The following is a 22023-nucleotide window of genomic DNA, read 5'->3' on the forward strand; positions in this document are numbered from 1 at the left end:
AGCAAAGCAGCGACACTCGCATCTCGAGATTCTCCGATAAACAGCTGGTTTAATAATTGGTGATCTAGTGTAACCTGATATTGAGCCATGTTTAAATACTCCCCTCTGGAATGGTCTGGGTAACTCTTCTAGATGAGTATTTACTTCATGGCTTACTTTTTATGAAGTCATCATTTTACACAATTATATGGACTCAGCCCAAATCGGCGGTAGAAGGCTGTTTTTTTGAGTAATAGGTCTAAAAAGTAGACCTATTTCATCAGATATAGCCCATTTAGAGGAAATAGATCTAAAAAGCAGATCTATTCTATCGAGAGAGCCCCAAATTGGCGGAAAAAGGCTGTTTTGCTGAGTAATAGGTCTAAAAAGTAGACCTATTTCATCAGAAATAGCCCATTTGGAGGAAATAGATCTAAAAAGCAGATCTATTCTATCGAGGGAGCGCCAAATCTACGGAAGAAGGCTGTTTGTCGAGAGAAACCTCTCAAAAAGAAACCTCCCCTCCCAATAATTTAATAAACAACCTGCATCGGATATTCAAACGAAAATATGGCATCACCCCTATCCAATACCGAGAGCGGCATCACGCCCATCGACAAGCGATATTGGTTAATCCTAATTGGTGACTAATCGGCAAGAAGCCCGCTGAAGGAGCAATCCTCAGCGGGCTTTGAAGCATCATTTTACTTTTTTACGATAAACGAAATCGCAGTTCCCTTGCCTGGCTCACTTCGGATTTGCAAGCCCTGGCCGTACAGCTGCTTCAAACGGCGATCTGTATTGCGAAGACCAATGCCATGACCCTCTTTGGGCTGACCTTCGAGCAATTGCCGCAGCTGGTCCGCGTCCATGCCGACACCATCATCTTCAATGGTGATTTCGGCAAAACCTTCATAGTCGATCACGCGAATCCGAATGGTGCCGCCTTCCGCCCGTGCTAAGATGCCATGCTTTATCGCATTTTCTACGAGCGGCTGGATCGAGAGCGGCGGGATATCCAGCTGTAGATCCTCATCTGCCTCCCATATGATTTGAATTCGTTCCTCGAAACGCGCTTTCTCAATATGAAGGTACGAGTGTACAAGTCCAAGCTCATGCCTAAGCGAAACGAAACGCTCCAGATTGCGAGAACTAAAGCTAGCGCGCAAATATTTGCCAAACACATCAAGCAGCGATCTCATTTTGATAATATCAATTTCACTAAGTGCAGAGATCGAATTCAGCGTATTAAACAAAAAATGCGGCTGTATTTGCGCTTGCAGCCATGCCGCTTCTACCCGCAGCCGTTCGCGGAACGATTTTTTGCTATCTGTTAGGGCACGGACCCTTGATTTCAGCTCTTGAACATCGACCGGCTTCGTTAAATAATCGTTAGCTCCTGCCTTAAATCCAGTATCGATATCCTCTGCTCTGCTGCGTGCGGTCAAGAGCAGAATCGGCAGCTCCGACAACGTAAACCGCTCTCGAATGGCGTACGATAATTCATAGCCAGACATCTGCGGCATCATCACGTCCGCAATTACGAGATCCCATTCCCTTGTCGTTAGCATAGCGACCGCTTCTGCTCCGCTGGTAGCCGTCACAATATCATACTGGTCTAAGGAAAGTACGCTTACCAAAATGTCCAAATTAATCGAATCATCATCCACGGCTAAAATTCTCGGCCTCTCGGCAACCAAATCAAGGCTTGGCTTGTCCATAGGGAGGACATTAGACTTGGCATTAGCTGCCGCTGACTCCAATGCAGCTCCAGCCCATGCGTTTGCATAGGCCGAGGGCTCAGATTGAAGCGTCATCTCGCCTTGCGGCAGCGTAAAGGAAAATACCGAGCCTTGACCTGGAACAGCACTGACTGATAATTCCCCTTCATGAAGCTCTACCAACTGCTTCGAAATACTGAGTCCGAGCCCAAGTCCGTTAACGTTCACAGCATCCCCCGCATCGCCTTGCTCATAGGGGTCAAATATCATTTGCTGAAGCTGCTCGGAAATCCCGATTCCGGTATCCGCAACGCTAATCACCGCTTTCCCTTTCTGCACATAGGCATCGATGATAATTGTCCCTTCATTCGTAAACTTCGCGGCATTATGCAGCAAATTAAACAATATTTGTACTAGCCGGTCTTCATCCGCTCTCACAGGCGGAAATGAATCGGGAATGCGGTTCACGAGCTGAACAGGCTTGCCTTTGATCATATAATCAATCATGCCAAGCACGCCGGAAACGGTGGCCTGCACCTGTACGTTGGTCAGCTTTAGGTGAATTCGTTTCTCTCTCAGACGGTTAATGTCCAGCAAATCATTTAACAGAAATGACATGCGTTTGCCCACCGATACAAGCAGCTGTATTTGCTCCCGGTTTTTGGCATCATCCACTTTGCCTTCTGTGTCTAGTACAGTCTGTGCAAGGCTTAGCATGCCATGAAGAGGATTTCTAAGCTCATGGGAGGTCTGAACCAAAAATTGATCCTTGAGCTTATCTTCTTCAATCAGCTTCTTCGCTAACTGCTTCGTTTCGGCAGAATTGCGCATATAACGACTGAACCAATAGGAGGCAAATGCGATAAACGAGGCCATCATGTCAAAAGGATAATAATCCATCTCCATCCAGCCCGTATTTTTAACCACTCCCCACAAGATATTAACCATAATGCCGCTTAATCCAAGCAAAATAAATATAACGTCCCGGTCGCCTCTTGCCGCGGATAATAGGGAGAGCACAGGAACGGCTAGAAACGGGATCAGCACCAGGGCGGCATGAATGATATCCGTATACGCCAGCCAGGAAACCGGCAAAACAATCACGGCTGCCGCATAGATGATGCATAAGGTCGAATACGTTCGCAGTCCCCAAAAAGATTTGTAATCCGACAGCAGATGTTTGGCGTAATGAAATAGACAAACCGCCAACCCCAAATAAACCAAATAATACAGCTTAAGATTCCATGCATAGCTGATTGGCAGCCATACTAGCAACAGGAAACTGTTATCTATGAGAATTGAAATCATCCCAAAAATAAGTAATAGAAAAAAGTAGATCAGCGCTTTTTGGCGAACGCCCATACAATAGAGAATAATGGAATAGATGGCATGCCCAAGCAAAAGCAGACATACCGATAATTGCAGCCCGGCGGAAAACCAAGTGCTCCTATTAACAGCATGATCACTTCCAAATTTAATCGGCCAATAGATGCCGCCTGCAATGCGGTCGTTAAAATTTGCTACTTGTACGATAATATCAATTTCTTTCTCATTGGAAGCAAAGGTGGCTGAGAAAGGAACGATCCTCGGTTGATACTGTCCGAAGGAAGGACCAGGATCGCCTGATTGGGCCAATAATTGACCATTAATATACACTTTGGATGAGGTTGGAATCGTCGGTAGCCGCAGACCGTAAATTTGCTCGCCTTCCGCATCGACCAGCACCCGCAAGCGGTACGATCCATATCCAAACTTTGGATTCTGCTTATCTTTCATCAAATGGTCCCAGCGGCCGGGCACCTGAATGGTCGTTTTAATCATCTTTTCTGCGAGATCCGCGTTTTCTGTTCCGGTCAGCAATTGCTGGGGATAAAAATCCCATTCGCCATTCAGAGATATTGCATGATCCGCCGACAAATCCCACTGTCGCAAATCCAGTTGACCTTGTACAGCCTGAGCCTGGTCTGGCGGCGTCACCACCATAACCCAAAACAATCGCAGCCCTGTCAAAGCCGCTATAAATATCGTCATAAGCAGGAATACTTTTCTTAAGTTTTTCATATCTCTATTTTTCGACAAATAATAAGTTATTCCTTTGCCTTGCCATTATTCTCTTTAATGGTTTACTTTTATTATAAAATGATGCATTTTTTGGGTTGCATAAGTCCAAGCTGATTTTCCTTTTGTCGGTACTTATTGGCTTGTTGCTCGCTTCTTGCCAGAGTAAAGCTCATCCAGTTACCTCTATATAGTTGTTACTCGATTCCTGTCAGAGTTAAGCTCATCCCGCTACCTCTAACTCTTATGCATACTCTGAATCTCTATTTCTTTTGCGTATCCGTCCACACCCCGAACTTCTTCTTCCCTCTTTCTATAACAGTTCCTTATTGCGCACAATCCAGCTATTTCTCGAAATATCCCTTTATTGAGCATTCCGATTACCTACGACCACTCCCTTCACATTTCCCCCTCTTATTCCGTCTTACTCACCCCTTAACCAATAAGACTAGGCAACCCTCTTGCTTTAGATTTCTTCAAAAAAACACGTAACTCCCATGACTATAAACCAACTTAATTTGCTCTAATGGACAATGCAATTAAGAGTTATGCCCTTCCGCTTCAATTGAATATTACTGGCTTCGCTCAAGCTGACAAGGAATTTATCATTTTGCATATATTCACTATGATAATCCATGAGCCTAACACAAATAGATTAACTGGAATTCCTCCCGTTATTTTTGTGAATTATTGATTTTCAGGGCATTTAAAAGGAATTTCTCTCGCTATTCCCCATGAATCAGACGAAAACGAGCAGTACCCTCAAAATTAACAGGACTAATTCCAGCTAATTCATCACCCGAGCAAATAAGGCTATTTTAACGGGAGAAATTCCATCTATTTTATAAACCTGAACAAACAAATCAACTATACCTCTAGAAAACCTCAGAAAAATAACTGATTTTGTTGTCGAGGCCAGCTCGTTCCTCAGCATTCCCCCCTTTGAAGTCACCCCACTCATAAGTCATTACATTTTTGCACAAAAACACACTAAAAACGATTAACCCCCCCCTTGAAACTATACTAAATAAAGTAATTTTCGTTTCTTTGAGGAGCTATCTCTCCCTACATCCCACCCCTATATTTTTTGCACCCATACAACCTTAATTTCTATTTTGACGTAAATGAGAACAATTATCCTTATGATGAAAGGATCGTCTCGCTTTCAGTTTATTCTGCGTGTTGATGGAGTAGATGCTGTTGATACATTAAAGGCTATTGATACCGTAGAGGCAACTGAGAGAGCGGATTGGAGGATTATTTTTAAAATGAAGCTGGATGAGCATATGCTGCTGTGGAATCAAGCAGCCGTTAAATTACTGGATATTCGGCATATGATTATGAACCCGAGTGAGCGGCTGGAGCAATACCTGCTGCCATACAGTGTACGAGGCTCCGCCAGACTGCGGCTGGATGGCATGCAGCAGGAAGCCAATCACTTTCTCCTGCTGCTTAGCGCATTGACCCTTTTCCTAACACTTAAGCTGAATGATGAGCAGTATGCCTTTGCCCAAAAATGGCTGCACGAGGAAGCGATTCGGTTCTCGCAGTCATATCTTATCAATAAAAGGCCGGTGTCTCTCCCTAAGAGAAACCCGGCCTTCACTCTTGTTCCATTATAGTCGCTAGTACTGCTTGGGAGGAATTTCAGGCGGGATGTCCGGCTTGATCTCAGGTATTACATCCGGCTGAATCTCCGGCTCCCGGTCTGGCACGATCTCCGGTATCGGTTGATCGGGCCTGATTTCCGGTGCGTCCGGCGGCGTAATTTCCGGTTCATTGCCCGGATTCACATCGGGAATTTCCTGCGGCTTGCCTTCGTTATCAAACATCGTTCAACAGCTCCCTTCTCTTATAAGCATGTATACCCAAAAAACGCCTAGTTTTAACATACTCCTGTATTTTCTAGTTTCCCCCGAATTCTTCTGATGGTGGAATGCTTTAAAGCGGAAGGATTAAAAAATTCATTCAAAAGCAAAAATGCAGTGCAAGATGAGATTCCCACATCATGCACTGCATTTCAAATATTCCGTCTACTCTTTAATTAAAGGATTAGTTCTCAATAACAATACGATTCAGCTTCACATTAACCGGATTAGCCAGTGTGTCGCCAACCGGGCATTTGCTCTCTAGAAATTCAATAAATGCTTCTACCTTTTCCTGAGGCGAATCTGTCTTAATATAAAACGTATAACGTATATCCGAGTAGCCAGGCCGAACCTCGGAACGATTGAAGAAGCCGTCCAGATCAAGCTCGCCCTCTACCTCCACGCGGAAATCGTCAAGCTTGACCTCGAACTTCGTCGCGTATGCTCTGGCTACAATAGATTGGCATGCACCGAGCGATGCCAACAGCGCTTCGACCGGATTCATCCCCGTATCCGTCCCACCCAGACTTTTCGGCTCATCAATGGTCAGCTCGAATTGTCTGGCTGTCGTTTTCACTTTAAATCCCTCTTGTAACTGTGCAGTTGCCTTAAAGGTTTGAACGGATGCCATGTATATACTCTCCCTTTTTCAAGCTGAATGTATCCTATTTAGGAATGAACAACTAATTCATACCTAAATACTAGGAATAATTAACATTATAGCAATCGGCTTGGAAGACTGTCAATTTATTTTGGCAGAATATTCCTAGCAGTGAAAGAGTCATGACACTAAGCTAAACCCCTTATTTCTTATCCCCTGAATTAACTACTATTTTTAACGTTTTAATCTCAAATGCCCCGAAGTCCAGCGAAACAAGACTCCCTATTAACGGCAGCTCGACCAGCTCTTCTTCAAGCATATTAGCGGCAAAAACGCGGGCAGGAGTCTGGCCGAAGGTTAGCTTGGCCCCCTTTATCGCGGAGCGCTCTGCTTCATAGAGCCGAACAATGTACGCTTCACCATCCTCGGCCGGCTTCACGGCTTCGATCATGACATTGGTTGCATCAATGGAAAGGAACGAATCACCGTGGCCTAAGCCTTGCCCCTTCGCAGCAAGCACCGGCACGTTTAACTCATATGCCGGGCGTATGACTGATTCCGCGCTAAACCCTGCGGCATGGGGCAGCAGCGAATAGGTCACATGATGAATGCCGGCATCGCCACGCGGATCGGGATGAGTGCCTCCTTTATGCAGGGACAAACGCAGATCGGAGCCCTGTACCGAAATGCCGTATTTGCAATCGTTCAGCAAAGCAACGCCGTACCGATTTTCCGATAAGTCTGTCCACTTGTGGGCGCATACCTCGAACATCCCTTGATCGTATGGCGTATTCGTATGCGTCGGACGGTCAACGTGACCATACTGCACCTCGTGCCGGGCATGATGGGCAAGCACTGCAACGTCAAAGCCCACCTTTAATAGCTGGTGCCGCTCTTTCCAATCAATAACGGTCTCAAAGTCTACCTTCGCCGTATCCGCATGAAAAATCATATGCTGGGTAAGCGAGGACTGTCTTCCAATGTGATATTCGCTGCTTATGCGGAATTGCAGCGGACCGTCGGAGCAGATGTCACGGGCAGCGAGCCTGGTCTGAAGCTCCAGCTTGCCAAATATATCCCGGTCAATATCCCAGTTGTCCCACGCCCCTGGCAGGTCCTCGCCCATAAGAAAGGCATTAAGCGGATGGCCGGAGCCCCGAAGCTCCCGGTTCGCTGCTTTATCATAAAAAGATGCGATATAGCCATGCTTGTCAAAACGGACAATAGAATGAGGCGTATCCAGTGTATCGGCTTCCGCATCGTAGCGGAATGGTGATAGGGCCGCCGTACGGGACTGCCGCGTTAACGGAATGACTGCCGAGCCCAAGCCTGGTATGATTGCTCCGCCGATTAGCAGCTTGTCATGCCCAAATGCATCCGTGACCCGCTGGCTCGCAAGCGATTCATTCGCTGGAAATACGCCCGGCTTTATGCCTTCGAGAGCGATGACATCGCTCCGCTCCCAGCTAAGCGTGTTCCATACGGTAATGGCAGTGTCCTCGCCATCCGACATGGCTGCTATAAGCGCCGCCGTTTCCGCTTCCGCCTCGGTGATCACTTCGGCAACCTCTCGAATAGCACGGTCATGCACCTCCGGAATCGAGGTCCCTGGCAAAATATCATGGAACTGGTTAATGAGCAGCAGCTCATATAACGCCGTCAACCTTTTGCGGTCAGGCTGATACCCGTTTGCCACAGCTAGGCTTTCGAACATTTCCAGATCACGAAGCGCAAGCTCGGCTTTACGATTATTGCGTTTGATCTGATGCATCTGCGTCAGCGTTCCGCGGTGCCCCTCGAAATAAAGCTCGCCTACGTGCAGCGGCGGCTTGACCGCCTCTGTCTCCAACTGCTGCATAAACCGGCTTGCCGTCGTATGCGCAGCCTTAGGTACACCCTCCAAATCGGCAGCGCGCCTTGCCATTTCCAGCATTTCGTACTGAGGCCCGCCTCCTCCGTCACCGAAGCCGTACGAGACAAGCCGGCTATCGTTCACCTGCTTGTGCGCAATGGCATTATGCGGAGCATACACCCGGTCAATGAGCGTCTCCGCGTCTGGCCAGCAATGGATGGTATTGAAATGAGTCAGCACCTTCGTGCCATCTAAGCCTTGCCAATAAAACGTGTCATAAGGAAAATGATTCGTATCATTCCATGACAGCTTGGTCGTCAGGAAATAACGAACCTTTGTGCCAGCCATAATTTGCGGAATTGCTGCGCTGTAGCCGAAGGTATCCGGCAGCCAAAAAATATCGGCCGTGTAGTCAAAATGCTCTCTCGTATAACGCTGACCGACCAGAAACTGCCGGATGAGCGACTCGCCGGATACCAGATTGCAGTCGCATTCAATCCAGACGCCACCGTTAATTTCCCAGCGCCCCTCTGCGATCCGACGTTTCATCCCTTCAAAAATATCCGGGTAATGCCTGCGCATCAGCTCTGCATGGAAGGCAGAGCTTTGGATGAACGTATATTCCGGATATTGTTCCATAAGGCTTAGCACATTTGCATAGGTGCGCGCGCATTTGCGGATCGTCTCATCACGTGTCCATAGCCATGCTGTATCCATATGAGAATGGCCGATAATCCCCGTCGTCGGCGCGGATGCGCTCGTTTTTTTGCCCAGCAGCGGCTTCATGATTGCTATGGCATGCGCAAGCGGACGGCGCCACTGCTCCTCCGTCACCTCATCCGGCGATTGTACAAGCAGCGGAAACAAATCAAGCAGCGCACTTTCAATCTTCGCCCTCCGGAACGGATCGACCGCTCCTGCTCCCGCAATTTGCTGGAGCGTGCGAAGGTCAAATACAAACTCATGGACATCCTCGCGGCAAACCATCACATCGATGGAGCGGAATATCCGGTCATAGCGCTGGGCTCCCGAGAAATTCCCTTCGCTAAGCTGATACGGCTGCGTACCCACGCACGGATGCCCGGCATAAGCCTCGAAGGCAAGCTCTACCACCGTGCCTGGCTGCGCTTCCTCCGTTAAGAGCAGCGTATGATGATCCCCTCGGTTTGCCGCCTCATGCTTATGAGTGAAGATGCCCTTCGGCTTGCCATCTATCCAGAAAAACGTTTCTACGCCATCGGTTTGCGCTCGAATGTACAGCTTCTGTCCATGCAGCGCTTCCGGAATGCTATATTGTCCTTTAAACCAGGCAGAGCCCCATTCTTTTCCCCAAGCCTGACCGGCCTGTGCCTGCTGCCATTCCTCATTGCTGCCGGGAACCTGATAGCGATGCTCCTCAGTTTCGAAGAAATCAACCGCGACCTCCCCTACTTTTTGGAAAATCAGCGAGGTGTAAACCTCGTCCAGCTTCTTTATTTTGCCGAGCGTCTTCCCTCTATGCTTTGCATGAATCATGGGCAATAGCTCCTTATTTTGGAATACGTCCATTATAGAGCGCACCCTGCTCGCCTTCTACGGGACGAAAGCAAACTTTCAAAGGGAGAATTGGCGGATAACCCGGTGAAACGGCAATCGCCCTCTTCTACACAAGGAGGCGATCCATTTCTCTCAGAAATATAAAGCTTCTTTATTGTGTAAAACATAAAAAAGCCTTGCCCGAAGGCAAGACTTTTCCGCATCGCTATGAAAAGAAGCGCTATTTCTCCCAGCCTTTGACGTGATCGCGCCAGGCGTACTTCGGCTGCCAATTCAGCAGCCGCTTGGCCTTCTCGTTGCTGAGCAGCGATTCATGCTCCGTCAGCGCCGTGCGGAAGTCACGGACCTCCGGAAACCTCGCGGCCATCAGCTCACGGCTGGTTACCGCCATGCTGGAATCATCCGCCGCTATATTGAGCGCGACGCTTCCGAGTCCCTCGGCTTCTACCGCCAGGCGGCAAGCCTCTGCCGCATCCCGTGTATCGATATAGCTCCACAAGATGCGCTCGCGCTGCTCCGGATCATGAACGAAAGACGGAAACCGCTCATAGGCATCGGGTGCGATGACATTGCCTAGACGGAATGAAACGACCTGCATGCCCGTTCTGCGATTCATCATATCCGCTGTCTGCTCATTCACAATCTTTGATAAGCCATAGCTGTCCTCCGGCACTTGCGGATGGGCTTCATCTACCGGCACATACTGCGGTCCGATCCGCTCCCGCGCAAACACCAGCCCATAGGAGGATTCGCTCGAGGCGATCACCGCCTTTCGAATGCCGAGTCCCGCCGCTGCCTCCAGAACATTGTAGGTAGACATGACATTATTTTGAAACGTAACCTCGTTTGGATGCGAATAGGCAACGGGAATGGCTGCCAAATGCACGACGGCATCCGCCCCAGCCAATACGCCGTATACTTCGCCAAGCTGGTTCAAATCGACAATGACCGTACGGCACAGCGGCTCTGCCGGATGCTTAACATCCGCGTTGACGACCTCATACCCTTGCTCGACAAAATGCTTGACTACCCATCTGCCCAGCATCCCGCTTCCGCCTGTAACGACTACCTTTGGCACTTCGCTTCCTCCTTCTTACGCTTCTAAAATTTGTTCAATCCGACTGGTCACATCCGGACTGAGGACGATGCCCGAAGCCTTCGCATTTTCCTCCACCTGCTCGGGGCGGCTCGCGCCGACCAGCGCGCTCGACACATTCGGCTGCCGCAAAATCCAGGCGAGCGCCAATTGGCCGACCGTTAGCTCAAGCTCGGACGCTACTTTGCCCAGCTCGCGAACCTTCTCTATTTTCTCCTCGGTCACGTTTTTCCGCATGCCGTCAAGCTTGGCAGCACGGCTGTCTGCAGGCAGTTCGTTCACTGAACTATACTTTCCGGTCAGCAGCCCCTGCGCAAGAGGAGAGAATACGACTTGTCCGATGCCGCCGCGCTCTCCGTAAGGAATGACTTCCTTCTCGATATAACGGTTGAACATATTATAAATCGGTTGATTGACTACGATGCGGTCTAGCAAATAACGATCCGCAATCGCATGCGCCTCCACCATTTGGGCCGTTGTCCATTCGCTGACGCCGATATACAACACTTTGCCTTGACGAACCAAATCGTCGAGCGCCCGCAGCGTCTCCTCCATCGGCGTGCTCGGATCATGGCGGTGGCAATAATACAGATCCACATAATCCGCCCCTAGCCGCTTTAAGCTGGCATGGCACTGCTCCATAATATGCTTGCGGGACAAGCCCCGGTCATTGGGACCGTCGCCCATCTGGCCAAACACCTTAGTCGCCAGCACATAAGATTCCCTTGGAAAAGCACGAAGCGCTTCACCCATCAGCTTCTCCGCCTCGCCCCGCTCGTACACGTTGGCCGTATCATAGAAATTGATGCCCAGCCCATAAGCCGTTTGTATCGCCTTTACCGCATTTTCGCGTTCGACGTAACCTCCATATGTCAACCAGCTTCCGAGACTGATCTCGCTAACCTTCAACCCGCTCTTTCCTAAATGACGAAATTGCATCTCTACTCATCTCCTCCAGAATGGTGTATAAACAATGAAAAGGCTTTCTAGCACTTCCCTCTCTATTCTAGAGAAGATCGTATCAAGATGTAAGTAGTGAAAAATAAGTCACTATATTATATAACCTATATCTACTATACCTAAGGTAACTACCTTACAGGCGATTTCATCAGCTGTGGTTGACTGCCAACAAGTATCGCCCCATCGTGCACTGGGAGCTACTTGCGGTACGGAATGCGTGCACGAAAGAGCTACTCTCCGGGTAGAATGCGAACGCATCGTTTCAGTTGAAGATTATTAACTTCGTTAATCTTCTTTTTTCTATACTCCCCCGTCGTTTAAACCTGCAGCATGATCGTTCATCCTCGTAGTCGATGACTTCTCTCCGTTTGATTTAGAAGGATTTTCTCCCGCTATTTAGCGGAATTTTGGCTTTTTGAACAATTTAGATGGAATTTATCCCTATATTTCTAATAACTACAACTAGAATGACGCGAAGCGTCTGAATTAACGGGAAGATTTCCTGTTATTTCATTCCCCTCACGAATAACGCCATTTTAGCGGGAGCAATTCCATCTAAATCATAACTACCGGCCTATGCTGCTCCGTAAAACGGAAGAGAGCTACTTCTCTCATTAGTATCCTAAGTAAGCTCTTATAGCAGAAAAGCATGCAGCGGCCGATTATCGGCTGCACTGCATGCTTTCCTTGAACAAGTTAGAATCCTATTCCTTACCCCAATAGATTACTCCCAAACTTAAGCGATGGAGACGATATGCGTCTCTCCAGGCGCAACCGCAATCTCCGCATACGCATAAGGACGGCCAAGCTTATCATAGGCGCTGGCACTTTCGATCACTTCACCATTATGATGCAGCTGAACCGGAGCTTCCACCGCCTTATAGAACACCGCTCGCCATACAAGCGCTTCGCCGGATAGGCTGGTAAACGCCGTAGACGTTCTGCCTGTATGCTTCACGCTCACTGTTCTTCCGAGCACGGAAACTTCAGAAATTTCCGCCCAGCTCACTTCCTCCGTTAAGCGCGACACCGTAGTTACTGCATTGCCGCCATCTGCCGAGATGCCCATCAGCTCGGAAACGACCGCCCCGACTGCAGAATAGGATACTTCGGGATATTCGCGACGATCGAGCGCAGGGTCCATCAACGCCTTCAGGCTGCGCAAGCCCTCGCCGTCTTCGCCGCATCGGTAATACGTCTCCGGCAAATAAGACATGCCCTCCACGTTGGAAACGCCTTGCTTATGCATCTCGCGCAGCGCACCCTCCCGCTTCTCTCTATCTGCAATCGCTTCGTAATAGAGTGGCAGAAATTGGCCCTCACCGGACTCTGCCGCGAGGAAGCCACCGTCATGTCCCAAGGCGACGAAGAAGCAACCGCCTTCCTTATCCCACCACTGCTGCTCAAGTTGCTGGCGGAGATGTGCCGATTTCGCCGAGTATTCAGCATAAAGCTCTTTGTTCCCCAGCTTTTTTTCCAATTCGGCATAGGCTTGATAGCCCGCGATCATAACCGCAACCAAATCGGCTCCAATCTTGGGATAATCCCCAGCCTCGTTGTAGCTGGCAAGCCCTCTTCTTCCATAGGAAGGGTAGTATTCCGGAATGCCGTCGCCGTCTTTGTCCCATGTCTTCACGTATTCCGTTACCGACAAGCGATAGAAGTTTTGCAGAACCGGATCTTCCAAATAGGAACGGTCACCCGTCCACAAATATTGCCGGTAGCAGGCTTCAATCACATCAAAGTTGGCAGGGAGATTGTACCAGAAGTCCTCGTCATTCTCGTAGTCCACCGGCGCGGGCTCGTTATCGCCTGTAATCTCCCAGTAAGTGCAGTAATCTTTGCCCCTGCTGATATTCTCGGCAAATCGCTGCATCATATTGCGGGTATGTGCTTGCAAGCCAAGCACGGAAGCGCCCATGCTTTGATGGGAAATATCCCGCATGCAAAACGCTTCTCTCCCGGGCAAAGCCCCTTCATACCAAAGGCCGACGGGATCGCTCCCGTCATGGGCGTAAGCCAGCGCCTGTCCCTTCGCCCACTCAAATCCTTGGTTCAGCGCCTCGTCATCTGAGCGGAACATTAAATTGTTTGAGGCCATCTTCATCACCGATTATCCTTTCACAGAGCCGATCGTCAGGCCCCCAATAAAGTATTTTTGCAGGAACGGATAGACAAGCAGAATCGGTACCGTTACCAAAATCGTCGTCGCTGCTCGCAGCGTTAGCGGAGATAAGCTGTTGAATTTCTGGTAGATCAATTGCTGGTCCATAATTTGCTGGGAAGCTTCAACCTCCAGAAGCAAACGCCGCAAGTACACCTGCAAGGTATCGAAATGCCCGCTGGAATTATACAGAATGACATCGAACCATGAATTCCAATGCCCCACCGCGGCATAAATGAATACGGCGGCGAACACGGGGAGCGACATCGGAATCACGAGTCTAATATAAATCGTAATTTCCGTTGCACCGTCCAGTCTCGCCGATTCGAACAGCGCTTCCGGCAGCTCCGAAATATAAGAGGCCATAAGCAGCATGAAATAAGCGCTGATCAGCGTAGGAATCCAGTACACGTTAAAGGAGTCTGTCAGCCCAAGCTTAACCATCAGCAGGTAAACCGGGATAAGCCCTCCGTTGAAATACATGGTAACGAGGAACAGGATGCGCATAAACTTGCGCCCGGAGAAATGCCGGATGCTTACGATATAAGCAAGCAGTCCCGTCACGAACAAAGCGGTGGACGTCCCCACAATTACGCGCAGCACCGACCAGCCGAAGCCTTCAAGCAGCTTATGGTTTTGCGACAGCAGAACATAGGCATCCAGTGAAAACTTCCTTGGAAAAATATAGATTCCGCCCCGCGCGGCATCTGCTCCATCATTCAAGGAAAGGGCCAGCAAATTCAGAAAGGGATAGGCGACCATTGCGCCAAATAATAGCAAGACGGTAATATTCAAGACATCAAAAACGCGTTCAGATGCCGGTTTAGTTCGTGTGTTCATCCTGTAGGCTCCTTTCTAGAATATCGAGGTTTGCATCAATCGTTTCGACAGCCGGTTCGCGAGCACCACCAGCGTAAGCCCGATTAAGCTCTTCATTAACCCGACTGCCGTACCGTAGGAGTAATTGCCCAGCTGCACGCCGAAACGGTAGACATACGTATCAATGACCTCATGATAATCTCGGGTCGTTGGGCTACCCAGAAGCAATTGCTGCTCGAAGCCTGCATTCAGGATGCCGCCGAGCGCCAGAATGAACAGCAGGACGATTGTCGCCCGTATCCCTGGCAAGGTAATATGCCATATGAGACCGAAGCGTCCCAGCCCATCGACTCTTCCCGCTTCATATTGCTCGCGATCAATTCCCGCTATTGCGGATAAATAGATAATGGAGCTAAAACCAATTTCCTTCCACAGGTTGCCTGAGGTAATAATCGCCCAAAAATATTTTCCTTCTCCGAGAAACAGGATAGGCTCCTGAATGAAGCCCATGCGCTGCAGCAGATCGTTGATGATGCCATCGCTGCCAAGCAGCGTAAACAGAATGCTGGCTACAACAACCCAAGAAATGAAATAAGGAATGTAGGACAACGATTGTATCGTTTTCTTAAACGCGCGGTTCTTAACCTCATTTAATAGCAAGGCCAGAATAATCGGCGCCGGGAAACCGATACAAAGGTTCAGCAAGCTAATGACGATTGTATTGCGCATAATCATCCAGAAATCAGGCTCTTGGAAGAAGCGGATAAAATTGTCGAAGCCGACCCAATTGCCAAACAGCGTCTGGCCGGGAATATAATTTTGAAAGGCAATGATTAAGCCGTACATGGGAAAATAAGCAAAGAGCAGCACCCACAGGATAATCGGTAAGCTAAGCAGCCAAATTTGTCTCTCTCTGGAAAAGCGTCTAAGGTAGTTCATGATTCGGCTTCCCTCCCGCTCTCCGGTTTATTTCAGCAAAGCAATGTTCTTTTTAAATTGCTCCGTACGGTATTTCTCGATATCAGCAAGGCCGATTTTGATCGATTTTTCCCGCAGCTCGTCGAAGTTTTTGATTGCTTCCGCTTCAGTCTTGGACATGACTGCCTTCGCAAAGCCGGTTTTGATCAGCTCTTCGATTTGCTGGTTTTTAATCGTAAGCGGATTATCATTCATAAAGCTCACGCGGCGCTCTGTGCTGTCGTAGATGGTGTCGCCTACATTTTCATGCATAAGCTTTTTCCATTTGTCATCTTGAATGAAGTTCTGGTCATACCAAGCCGTGCTCTTCTGGTCGTCGCTGAGCAGTCCCTGAGGATAAGCGAGCCAGAACGAGTTGCTGCCGTTGGCGGCTTCCGTTTTCTCAAAGTCCAGTTTGCCGTCAAGAAGCGCCTGCTTCGTCGTTTCGTTGAACGACCATTTGCCGCCCTCTTCATAGTTCCAGTAGGAATCCTCGATATTGGGAATTCCCCAGCCAAGCAAGCGCGTGCCCATTGGCGTCATCATAAAATCAAGGAATTTAATGATTTCTTCCGGCGATTGCGCTTTGTCCGTCAATATCGTGTAGTTCCACCCGTGCGTGTCCTTCGGCGACAGGTAAGCCTTCTCCGCGCCCTGCGCTTTAAAAGCGATCTGTACGTAACGCTTGTCCTCTTTGTAATCGGCATCCGTTTTGAGCCATACCTCATGGCCGGCATTCCATGACTGCCACCAAGGACCGATATGCCCCGCAATTCTTTCGCTTGAAAATTTAATTCTCCAATCGTCGAACTTATTGACGAACGCATCCGGGTCCATCATGCCGTCAAGGAAAAATCGGTTGTAATACAGAACCGCTTGCTTGCCTTCCTCCGTATTCAGCCAGTGGGTCAAATTATGATCGGCATCCTCTTTGTAGCCGTCCTTCAATCCCCAGAAGCCGAGCGCATTGTTGATGTTCACATCGGAATTCCAAGACAGCGCGTACGTTTTCTCGCCGTTGGCGTTAGTCGGATGCTTTGCCACCATCTGCTTAAGCACGTTGTAGTAATCCTCAGGCGTTTCAATGGCTGGAGCGCCTAGCTCCTGGTACCAATCCCAGCGGATATGGGCCGTAAAGTCCGGAATCGGCAGATAGCCCCAGCCGCGTGGAATGCCCCACAGCTTGCCGTCTTCATCGAGGTAGGACTCATAACGCGCGCCTAGCTCTTTTTTGATATTGGGTCCATATTGATCCACGAGCGGAGCTAAATCCATGATTTTGCCTTGAGCCTTCCACTGCGAAATCGCGGAATCGTCCATGGCTGCGATGACTTCCGGATAATCGCCGGATACGAGCATCAAATTCAGCTTTTCCTTCGGATCTACGTCCAAGGAGCTTCTCGTAATATCAACGTTAAACTTGTCCAGCAAATAGGTATGAAAGGCTGCTTGTTTTTTATTTATTTTATCGGGATTGCCCTGGTCAGCCTGATAGAAGTGAATCTTCGTTGTTTTAGCCGGAAGCTCCCAGCCAAACTCGTTCACCGTACCCGCCGCAACTGTATTCCCTGGCGTTTCTTCTCCCGCTTGCGGAGCGCTGCCGCCATTGTTTGTGTTCTTGCCGCTGCATGCTGACAGAATCAGCACGGTGCAAAGCAGAATGGCCATCAGTGTAGCCGTTTGCCGTTTCATAAGATGAATCCCCCTTGTAAAAGATGTGCTTGCCCCTTCATTGTAGTCAACCGGGAATTCGAATAAAATGGCATTTTCGTTGCGTCTATGTCGTTTTCATTATCGATGTTAGCGGTTTCATAATTTTCATAAATGCCGCATGTTTTTTCGGTACTCCGAGGGCGACAGGCCAATTTGCCTTTTGAACCGCTTCGTAAAATGAGGATAATCCGGGTAACCGCAGCGCTGGCCAACCTCGTACGTTTTCAAATCGCTATGCTCCAAAAGCGCCTTGGCATGCTCCATCCGGATATGCGTAAGGTAGGCAATATAGGACATGCCCGTCTCTTCCATGAGCATGTGGTAGAAGTGCGTCGAGGAAATGCCGAGCGGGGCAAGCACCTTCTCCAAATGGAGCTCGGAATCCGAGAAGTTTGCCTTAATATAATCGATCGCCTGATGGATCACGCCACGCTTGCCCCAATTTCGCTTATCCCTGATTTCAATTAAAAGGCCCTCCAGCCATCCTGCGAAAGAAGCCGAGGCTTCTTCATAGCTTTGGCTCTCGTAAGGAAATGCCCACGCTTCATGCGGAAATTGCGGCTGCAGCCGGTTTCGGATCAAGGAGGCCGCATCGCGAAGCAGCGACACACGCTCTTCCTGCATGCCCCCCTTATCGTCCATCAGCCCAAAGAGACTGTTCATCTCTTGACGCATACCCGGCTCATTGGCAATCCACAGCTCATGGCCGATTCGCTCTGCCGCCGAGCTAATCGGTGCGATTAATTGATTTTTGATAATGGCAATCTGTCTGGATTTCATAAAATGCTCGAATCGCTTGGCTACCAGCCCGAGCACCTGCTCCGGCTTCATTGGCTTCAGGATATAATCCACGACGCCATGCCGCAGCGCTTCCTGCGCATATTCAAATTCGCCGTAGCCTGACAAAATCATAATATCCATATCATGGCCGTCCTCGCGCAGCCGCTGGATAAGCTCGATGCCATCCATAACCGGCATGCTGATATCGGTTATAACCATATGAGGCAGCTCGCGCCTAGCGATTTGCAGCGCTTCCTCTCCATCAGAGGCTTCCCCGACGATTTGGTAGCTTGCGTTCGCGGCAGTCAACATTTTAAATAAGCTTTTCTTGCTCATCGCTTCATCGTCCACGAGAAGAATTCGGTAATTCATGGCCGTCTCCTTTGCTTCCATCATGATGGTCTTCGAGCTTGACGGGTAACAAAATATCAATACAGGTGCCGTCTGCGCCGGATGCGGCGATGAACAGCCCGTAAGGCTCTCCGAACAGCAATCGTATTCTAGTATGCACATTCAGCAATCCGATAGACATTTTATTTTCTGTCGAGGGCCTATGCTCCATCAGCTCCTTGATAGGCATATCGAACAACTGATTATAGGAGTCGAGCACCTCTTCCGTCATGCCCTTGCCTCCGTCTTCTACGGAAACGAGACAGCCGTCAGCCGTCTCCGCAGCAGATACCCGAACATAATTGGGCGGTATTTTATGCTTTTGAAAGCCATGCTTGAAGCTATTCTCCACGATTGGCTGCAGCATGGAACGGACAGACATCACGCGGTAACCCAGCTCCGGTTTTAATTCAACCGAATAGGCCAAGGATTCGTAACGCTCGGCTTGAATGGATAGATAAGCCTCGATATGCTGCTTCTCGTCCCACAAAGTAACCCTATCATTCGGATTTTGCACATTGTAACGGAACATATCTCCAAGCGATACGATCATTCGGCTGATTTTGTCATTCCCCTCGACGATCGCGCTGGAATTGATAAATTCGAGTGTATTGTACAGGAAATGGGGATTAATTTGCGCCTGCATCGCGTGCAGCAGCGCCTCCTTCTGCTTCACCTCCAGCTCTTTTTCCCTAAGCTCCGATACGTGAACGATCTCGACCAGCCGTTTGATTTCGCCCACCATCTTATTGAAGCCGCGGTAAAGGCTTCCTATCTCAGCGTTCTTGTTCTCCGGGGCACGTACGCTAAGCTCGCCCAGCTCTGCCCGCTTCATTAGTCGCAGCAGCGTTAGCAGGGAGTTGCTAAGAGAGTACATGACTGCGCTTGCAACAACCATGACGAGAAAAAACAACAAAAGTGAAACGAACGTAGAAATTCGGCTGACCTTCAGCAGCGAGGAATTGAGCTCATCGAGGAGAACCTCGGAGAACAAGGTAAGCCCGGTGCTGTTGGAGCGAAAAAACACGACCAGCTTGTTTCCTTCATCCGTAGGCATCGTAAATGTTCCGCGACGCTGATCCCCCATTTGCTTGAGGTAATGCTCAGGTATACTCGTTTCTGCCCCGTAGCCGCTTGGGTGATAGGCTGTTTTCTGCTCGGGATCGGCGATCCAAATATAACCTGTTTTGCCAATACGGACATTTTGAGTAATGTTAATCACTTCGTCCAGCTTCAAATCGACGATCAGCATGCCCCTATCCTCATCGCCGTAATTCAAACTGCTGAATTTGATCGCCATCGTAAGAAAGGTAGGGCCTTCCTCTTCGTGCTCCAGTCCCATAATGACAAATTTGCCGATGTCCTTCATCCGCTTATCATAGATAGCAAACCTTCGTTCTGCCGACATAAAGCTGGAGGAGGAGACGGCAATGCCTTTGCCGGTAACGAGCGAAACTCCGTGGATGTCCTCTCTATTAGTCATAAGGGGATTCAGCAGCTTTCGCTCTACTTGCTCGGACAGCCGGAAGCGTTCAAAGGAATCCGTCATCCTCCCGTTTAAGAAATCAGAGGTCAGGTCATTCACTAGAACAGGGTACATTAACCGCTGGATTTCCTTAAAATACGTGTCTAAATGGTCATTGACCTGGTTAACTAACTGATAGCTTGAGCCGATCGCATTCTCCTTGATTGCTTTGTATGATTTCTCATACCAAAATTGGCCAAGCAGCGGAAGTGGCACATACAGCAGCAGCATTAAAAAAATAATTTTCTTCTGAAGCGAAGCATTCATAAAAAATCCCATATCGTCCGCCCCTTTTTGCCATCCCTAGCTATGAAGTTATGCTACCCATTATAATGGATAATTTTGAGGACGAGACCGATTTAAGATTCCCCTAAACGATTGATCATGATTTTGACATGAAACTGATGATTATGACATAACGATGGTTGGGCAGAAGTACCACGAGCCAAAATTAACAGATATTATGAGCACTATTTTCCATAAACCTTTTATTTTAATGACATTCGCTTCCGAAGCCTATATGGCGAGATTGTCTTTTATAGTCCGGGATTATCGCATTTTCATTGCATTTTTATAACAAAAAAATATTTTTATATAATGTCCTTTTATCGCGAAATTATGCTTGTTTTTTCCAAATTACCGCTTAATCTAGAGTAGATTCATCGCATTTATTATAAAGGAGGCGTAAGTCATGAACTGGTTTAAAAAAGGTCTCATAGCTGCACTCGTACTACTGGGGCTGGCTTCAGTTCCGGTCGTCGGATCAGCCCTGCCGGGAGAAATATCGTACAGCAGCGGCGCAACGGTATTCACTCGCTACACCGGATTAGAAACGTTTAACGGAAGCACCTACACGCCGCATTCACCAAGCCGCTATACCAGCAATGAAGTGCGGTTCAAGATGCATTTTGACAAATACCGTTACAAAATCAGAAGCTCCGGCAGCACGACCTTCAACTTTGCCATTGCACGAATTACCCCCGACTTTCCGAACGGTATCTCCATGTATGAGCAAACCTTAAATCCTTACAACGCCTATTCCAATTACCTCGATGGGGACTACTACCTGTACATGTATGACTTTAGCGGCAGCACCGCCAACCTTAATCTTTCCCAAATGGAAATTACCGCGGTTACTCCCGGAGAGGTGCGGCTAAACAGCCCGGGTTCCTTCAACTATACGACAGGTTATGAAGCAGGGTCCGGCTCCTCTTTCCTGTTAAAAGGCAATACGTACACCATCGATGCCTATGTGGAGGGTGCGCCAACTTCAGTAGTTGCTTCCGTAACGACAAGCAGCGGCACGACCACGCTTGGCACAATGGCTTATTCCGGAGCACTGGGGCGCTACACCTTGGACTACACCTTTCATCAACACTACGATGCCCGGAGCGCACAGAAACCGACATTGAAAATAACCGCCACCTATCCCAATGACATCCGGGGGTCCTCGGTCGTCGTCAATTCAAGGCCCATCTATGTCACCGAGATGGATGCAACCTATTACCAGCGTAACGACTCCACATGGTACTACAACTCTCCAACCGACAACAGCTTCGCTGGCGGCGCAACTAGCGGCTTCACCTGCTACCATTTTGTTGCCGACATTTACGATCCGCTGTATGCAGGCTCTCCTCAGCAAGGGAACGACACGGACATTATCAACTTTATGAAAAAACAAGGCGCGCACGCCTCCAGACCCGGCACAAGCTATGCAACCGCGTCGATGACGCCAATTCCTTTCCCTGACGCCATTTATTATACGAAATACCATTTCGCGAAAGTCACAAGCTGGGATGCCAGCGGCAACCCCACCGCAATTATCTCCAAATGGGGCGGGCTTGAGCTCGTCAAGAGCAGCTCTGCCGATCCGTTCGGCAGCTCGATCGCGACCTACGGCACACCGCATATTTACTTTAAAAGATAAACAGCCTGCCGCGCTGAACCTATAGGCTAAGCTACCTGAGTGACTGCGCGATACAACAAGCCCCGCTGGAGCTATCT

14 protein-coding genes are annotated in these 22023 nt (G+C 48.9%); 2 read left to right on the plus strand and 12 right to left on the minus strand.

What is annotated here, in order from left to right:
- Positions 1-683: 683 nt before the first annotated feature.
- Complete coding sequence (locus FJQ58_RS08195) at positions 684-3779, minus strand: hybrid sensor histidine kinase/response regulator (RefSeq protein ID WP_238403903.1); 3096 nt, start codon at positions 3777-3779, stop codon at positions 684-686.
- Positions 3780-4900: 1121 nt separating this feature from the next.
- Here FJQ58_RS08195 and FJQ58_RS08200 point away from each other — a divergent pair.
- Positions 4901-5380 carry a hypothetical protein gene (locus FJQ58_RS08200; protein ID WP_139992176.1) on the plus strand — a complete coding sequence of 160 codons (480 nt, stop codon included), beginning with the start codon at positions 4901-4903 and terminating at the stop codon, positions 5378-5380.
- Between the two features lie 3 nt (positions 5381-5383).
- Here FJQ58_RS08200 and FJQ58_RS08205 read toward each other — a convergent pair whose 3' ends face one another.
- The 11 genes from FJQ58_RS08205 to FJQ58_RS08255 all read right to left on the minus strand — a co-directional run bounded on the left by FJQ58_RS08205 (position 5384) and on the right by FJQ58_RS08255 (position 20298).
- Entirely contained in the window at positions 5384-5590 is a 207-nt protein-coding gene (locus FJQ58_RS08205) for a hypothetical protein (RefSeq protein WP_139992178.1), read from the minus strand.
- A 220-nt stretch (positions 5591-5810) separates the two neighbouring features.
- On the minus strand, positions 5811-6257 hold the full coding sequence (locus FJQ58_RS08210; protein WP_139992180.1) for an OsmC family protein: 447 nt from the start codon (positions 6255-6257) through the stop codon (positions 5811-5813).
- 172 nt (positions 6258-6429) lie between these two features.
- On the minus strand, positions 6430-9594 hold the full coding sequence (locus FJQ58_RS08215) for an alpha-mannosidase (RefSeq protein WP_162341383.1): 3165 nt from the start codon (positions 9592-9594) through the stop codon (positions 6430-6432).
- A 241-nt stretch (positions 9595-9835) separates the two neighbouring features.
- Positions 9836-10693 carry an NAD-dependent epimerase/dehydratase family protein gene (locus tag FJQ58_RS08220; protein WP_139992184.1) on the minus strand — a complete coding sequence of 286 codons (858 nt, stop codon included), beginning with the start codon at positions 10691-10693 and terminating at the stop codon, positions 9836-9838.
- Positions 10694-10708: 15 nt separating this feature from the next.
- Entirely contained in the window at positions 10709-11650 is a 942-nt protein-coding gene (locus FJQ58_RS08225; protein WP_139992186.1) for an aldo/keto reductase family protein, read from the minus strand.
- Positions 11651-12407: 757 nt separating this feature from the next.
- The gene (locus FJQ58_RS08230; protein WP_139992188.1) at positions 12408-13778 is read right to left on the minus strand and encodes an MGH1-like glycoside hydrolase domain-containing protein; all 1371 of its coding nucleotides are present in this window, start codon (positions 13776-13778) and stop codon (positions 12408-12410) included.
- A gap of 6 nt (positions 13779-13784) precedes the next feature.
- Entirely contained in the window at positions 13785-14675 is an 891-nt protein-coding gene (locus tag FJQ58_RS08235) for a carbohydrate ABC transporter permease (protein ID WP_139992190.1), read from the minus strand.
- 15 nt (positions 14676-14690) lie between these two features.
- Complete coding sequence (locus tag FJQ58_RS08240) at positions 14691-15593, minus strand: ABC transporter permease (protein ID WP_139992192.1); 903 nt, start codon at positions 15591-15593, stop codon at positions 14691-14693.
- A gap of 27 nt (positions 15594-15620) precedes the next feature.
- Positions 15621-17303 carry a type 2 periplasmic-binding domain-containing protein gene (locus tag FJQ58_RS08245; RefSeq protein ID WP_139992194.1) on the minus strand — a complete coding sequence of 561 codons (1683 nt, stop codon included), beginning with the start codon at positions 17301-17303 and terminating at the stop codon, positions 15621-15623.
- Positions 17304-17429: 126 nt separating this feature from the next.
- Positions 17430-18476: a response regulator transcription factor gene (locus FJQ58_RS08250; protein ID WP_162341385.1), complete on the minus strand. Its 1047-nt coding sequence runs from the start codon at positions 18474-18476 to the stop codon at positions 17430-17432.
- Positions 18445-20298, minus strand: a complete 1854-nt coding sequence (locus FJQ58_RS08255) for a cache domain-containing sensor histidine kinase (RefSeq protein ID WP_139992198.1) — start codon at positions 20296-20298, stop codon at positions 18445-18447. The genes FJQ58_RS08250 and FJQ58_RS08255 overlap by 32 nt, the downstream gene beginning before the upstream one ends.
- Before the next feature lie 412 nt (positions 20299-20710).
- On the opposite strand from FJQ58_RS08255, the gene FJQ58_RS08260 reads away from it, so the two are divergent.
- The gene (locus FJQ58_RS08260) at positions 20711-21946 is read left to right on the plus strand and encodes a hypothetical protein (RefSeq protein ID WP_139992200.1); all 1236 of its coding nucleotides are present in this window, start codon (positions 20711-20713) and stop codon (positions 21944-21946) included.
- Positions 21947-22023 lie beyond the last annotated feature (77 nt).

The organism is Paenibacillus paridis, from assembly GCF_006345825.1.
GTDB lineage: Bacteria > Bacillota > Bacilli > Paenibacillales > Paenibacillaceae > Pristimantibacillus > Pristimantibacillus paridis.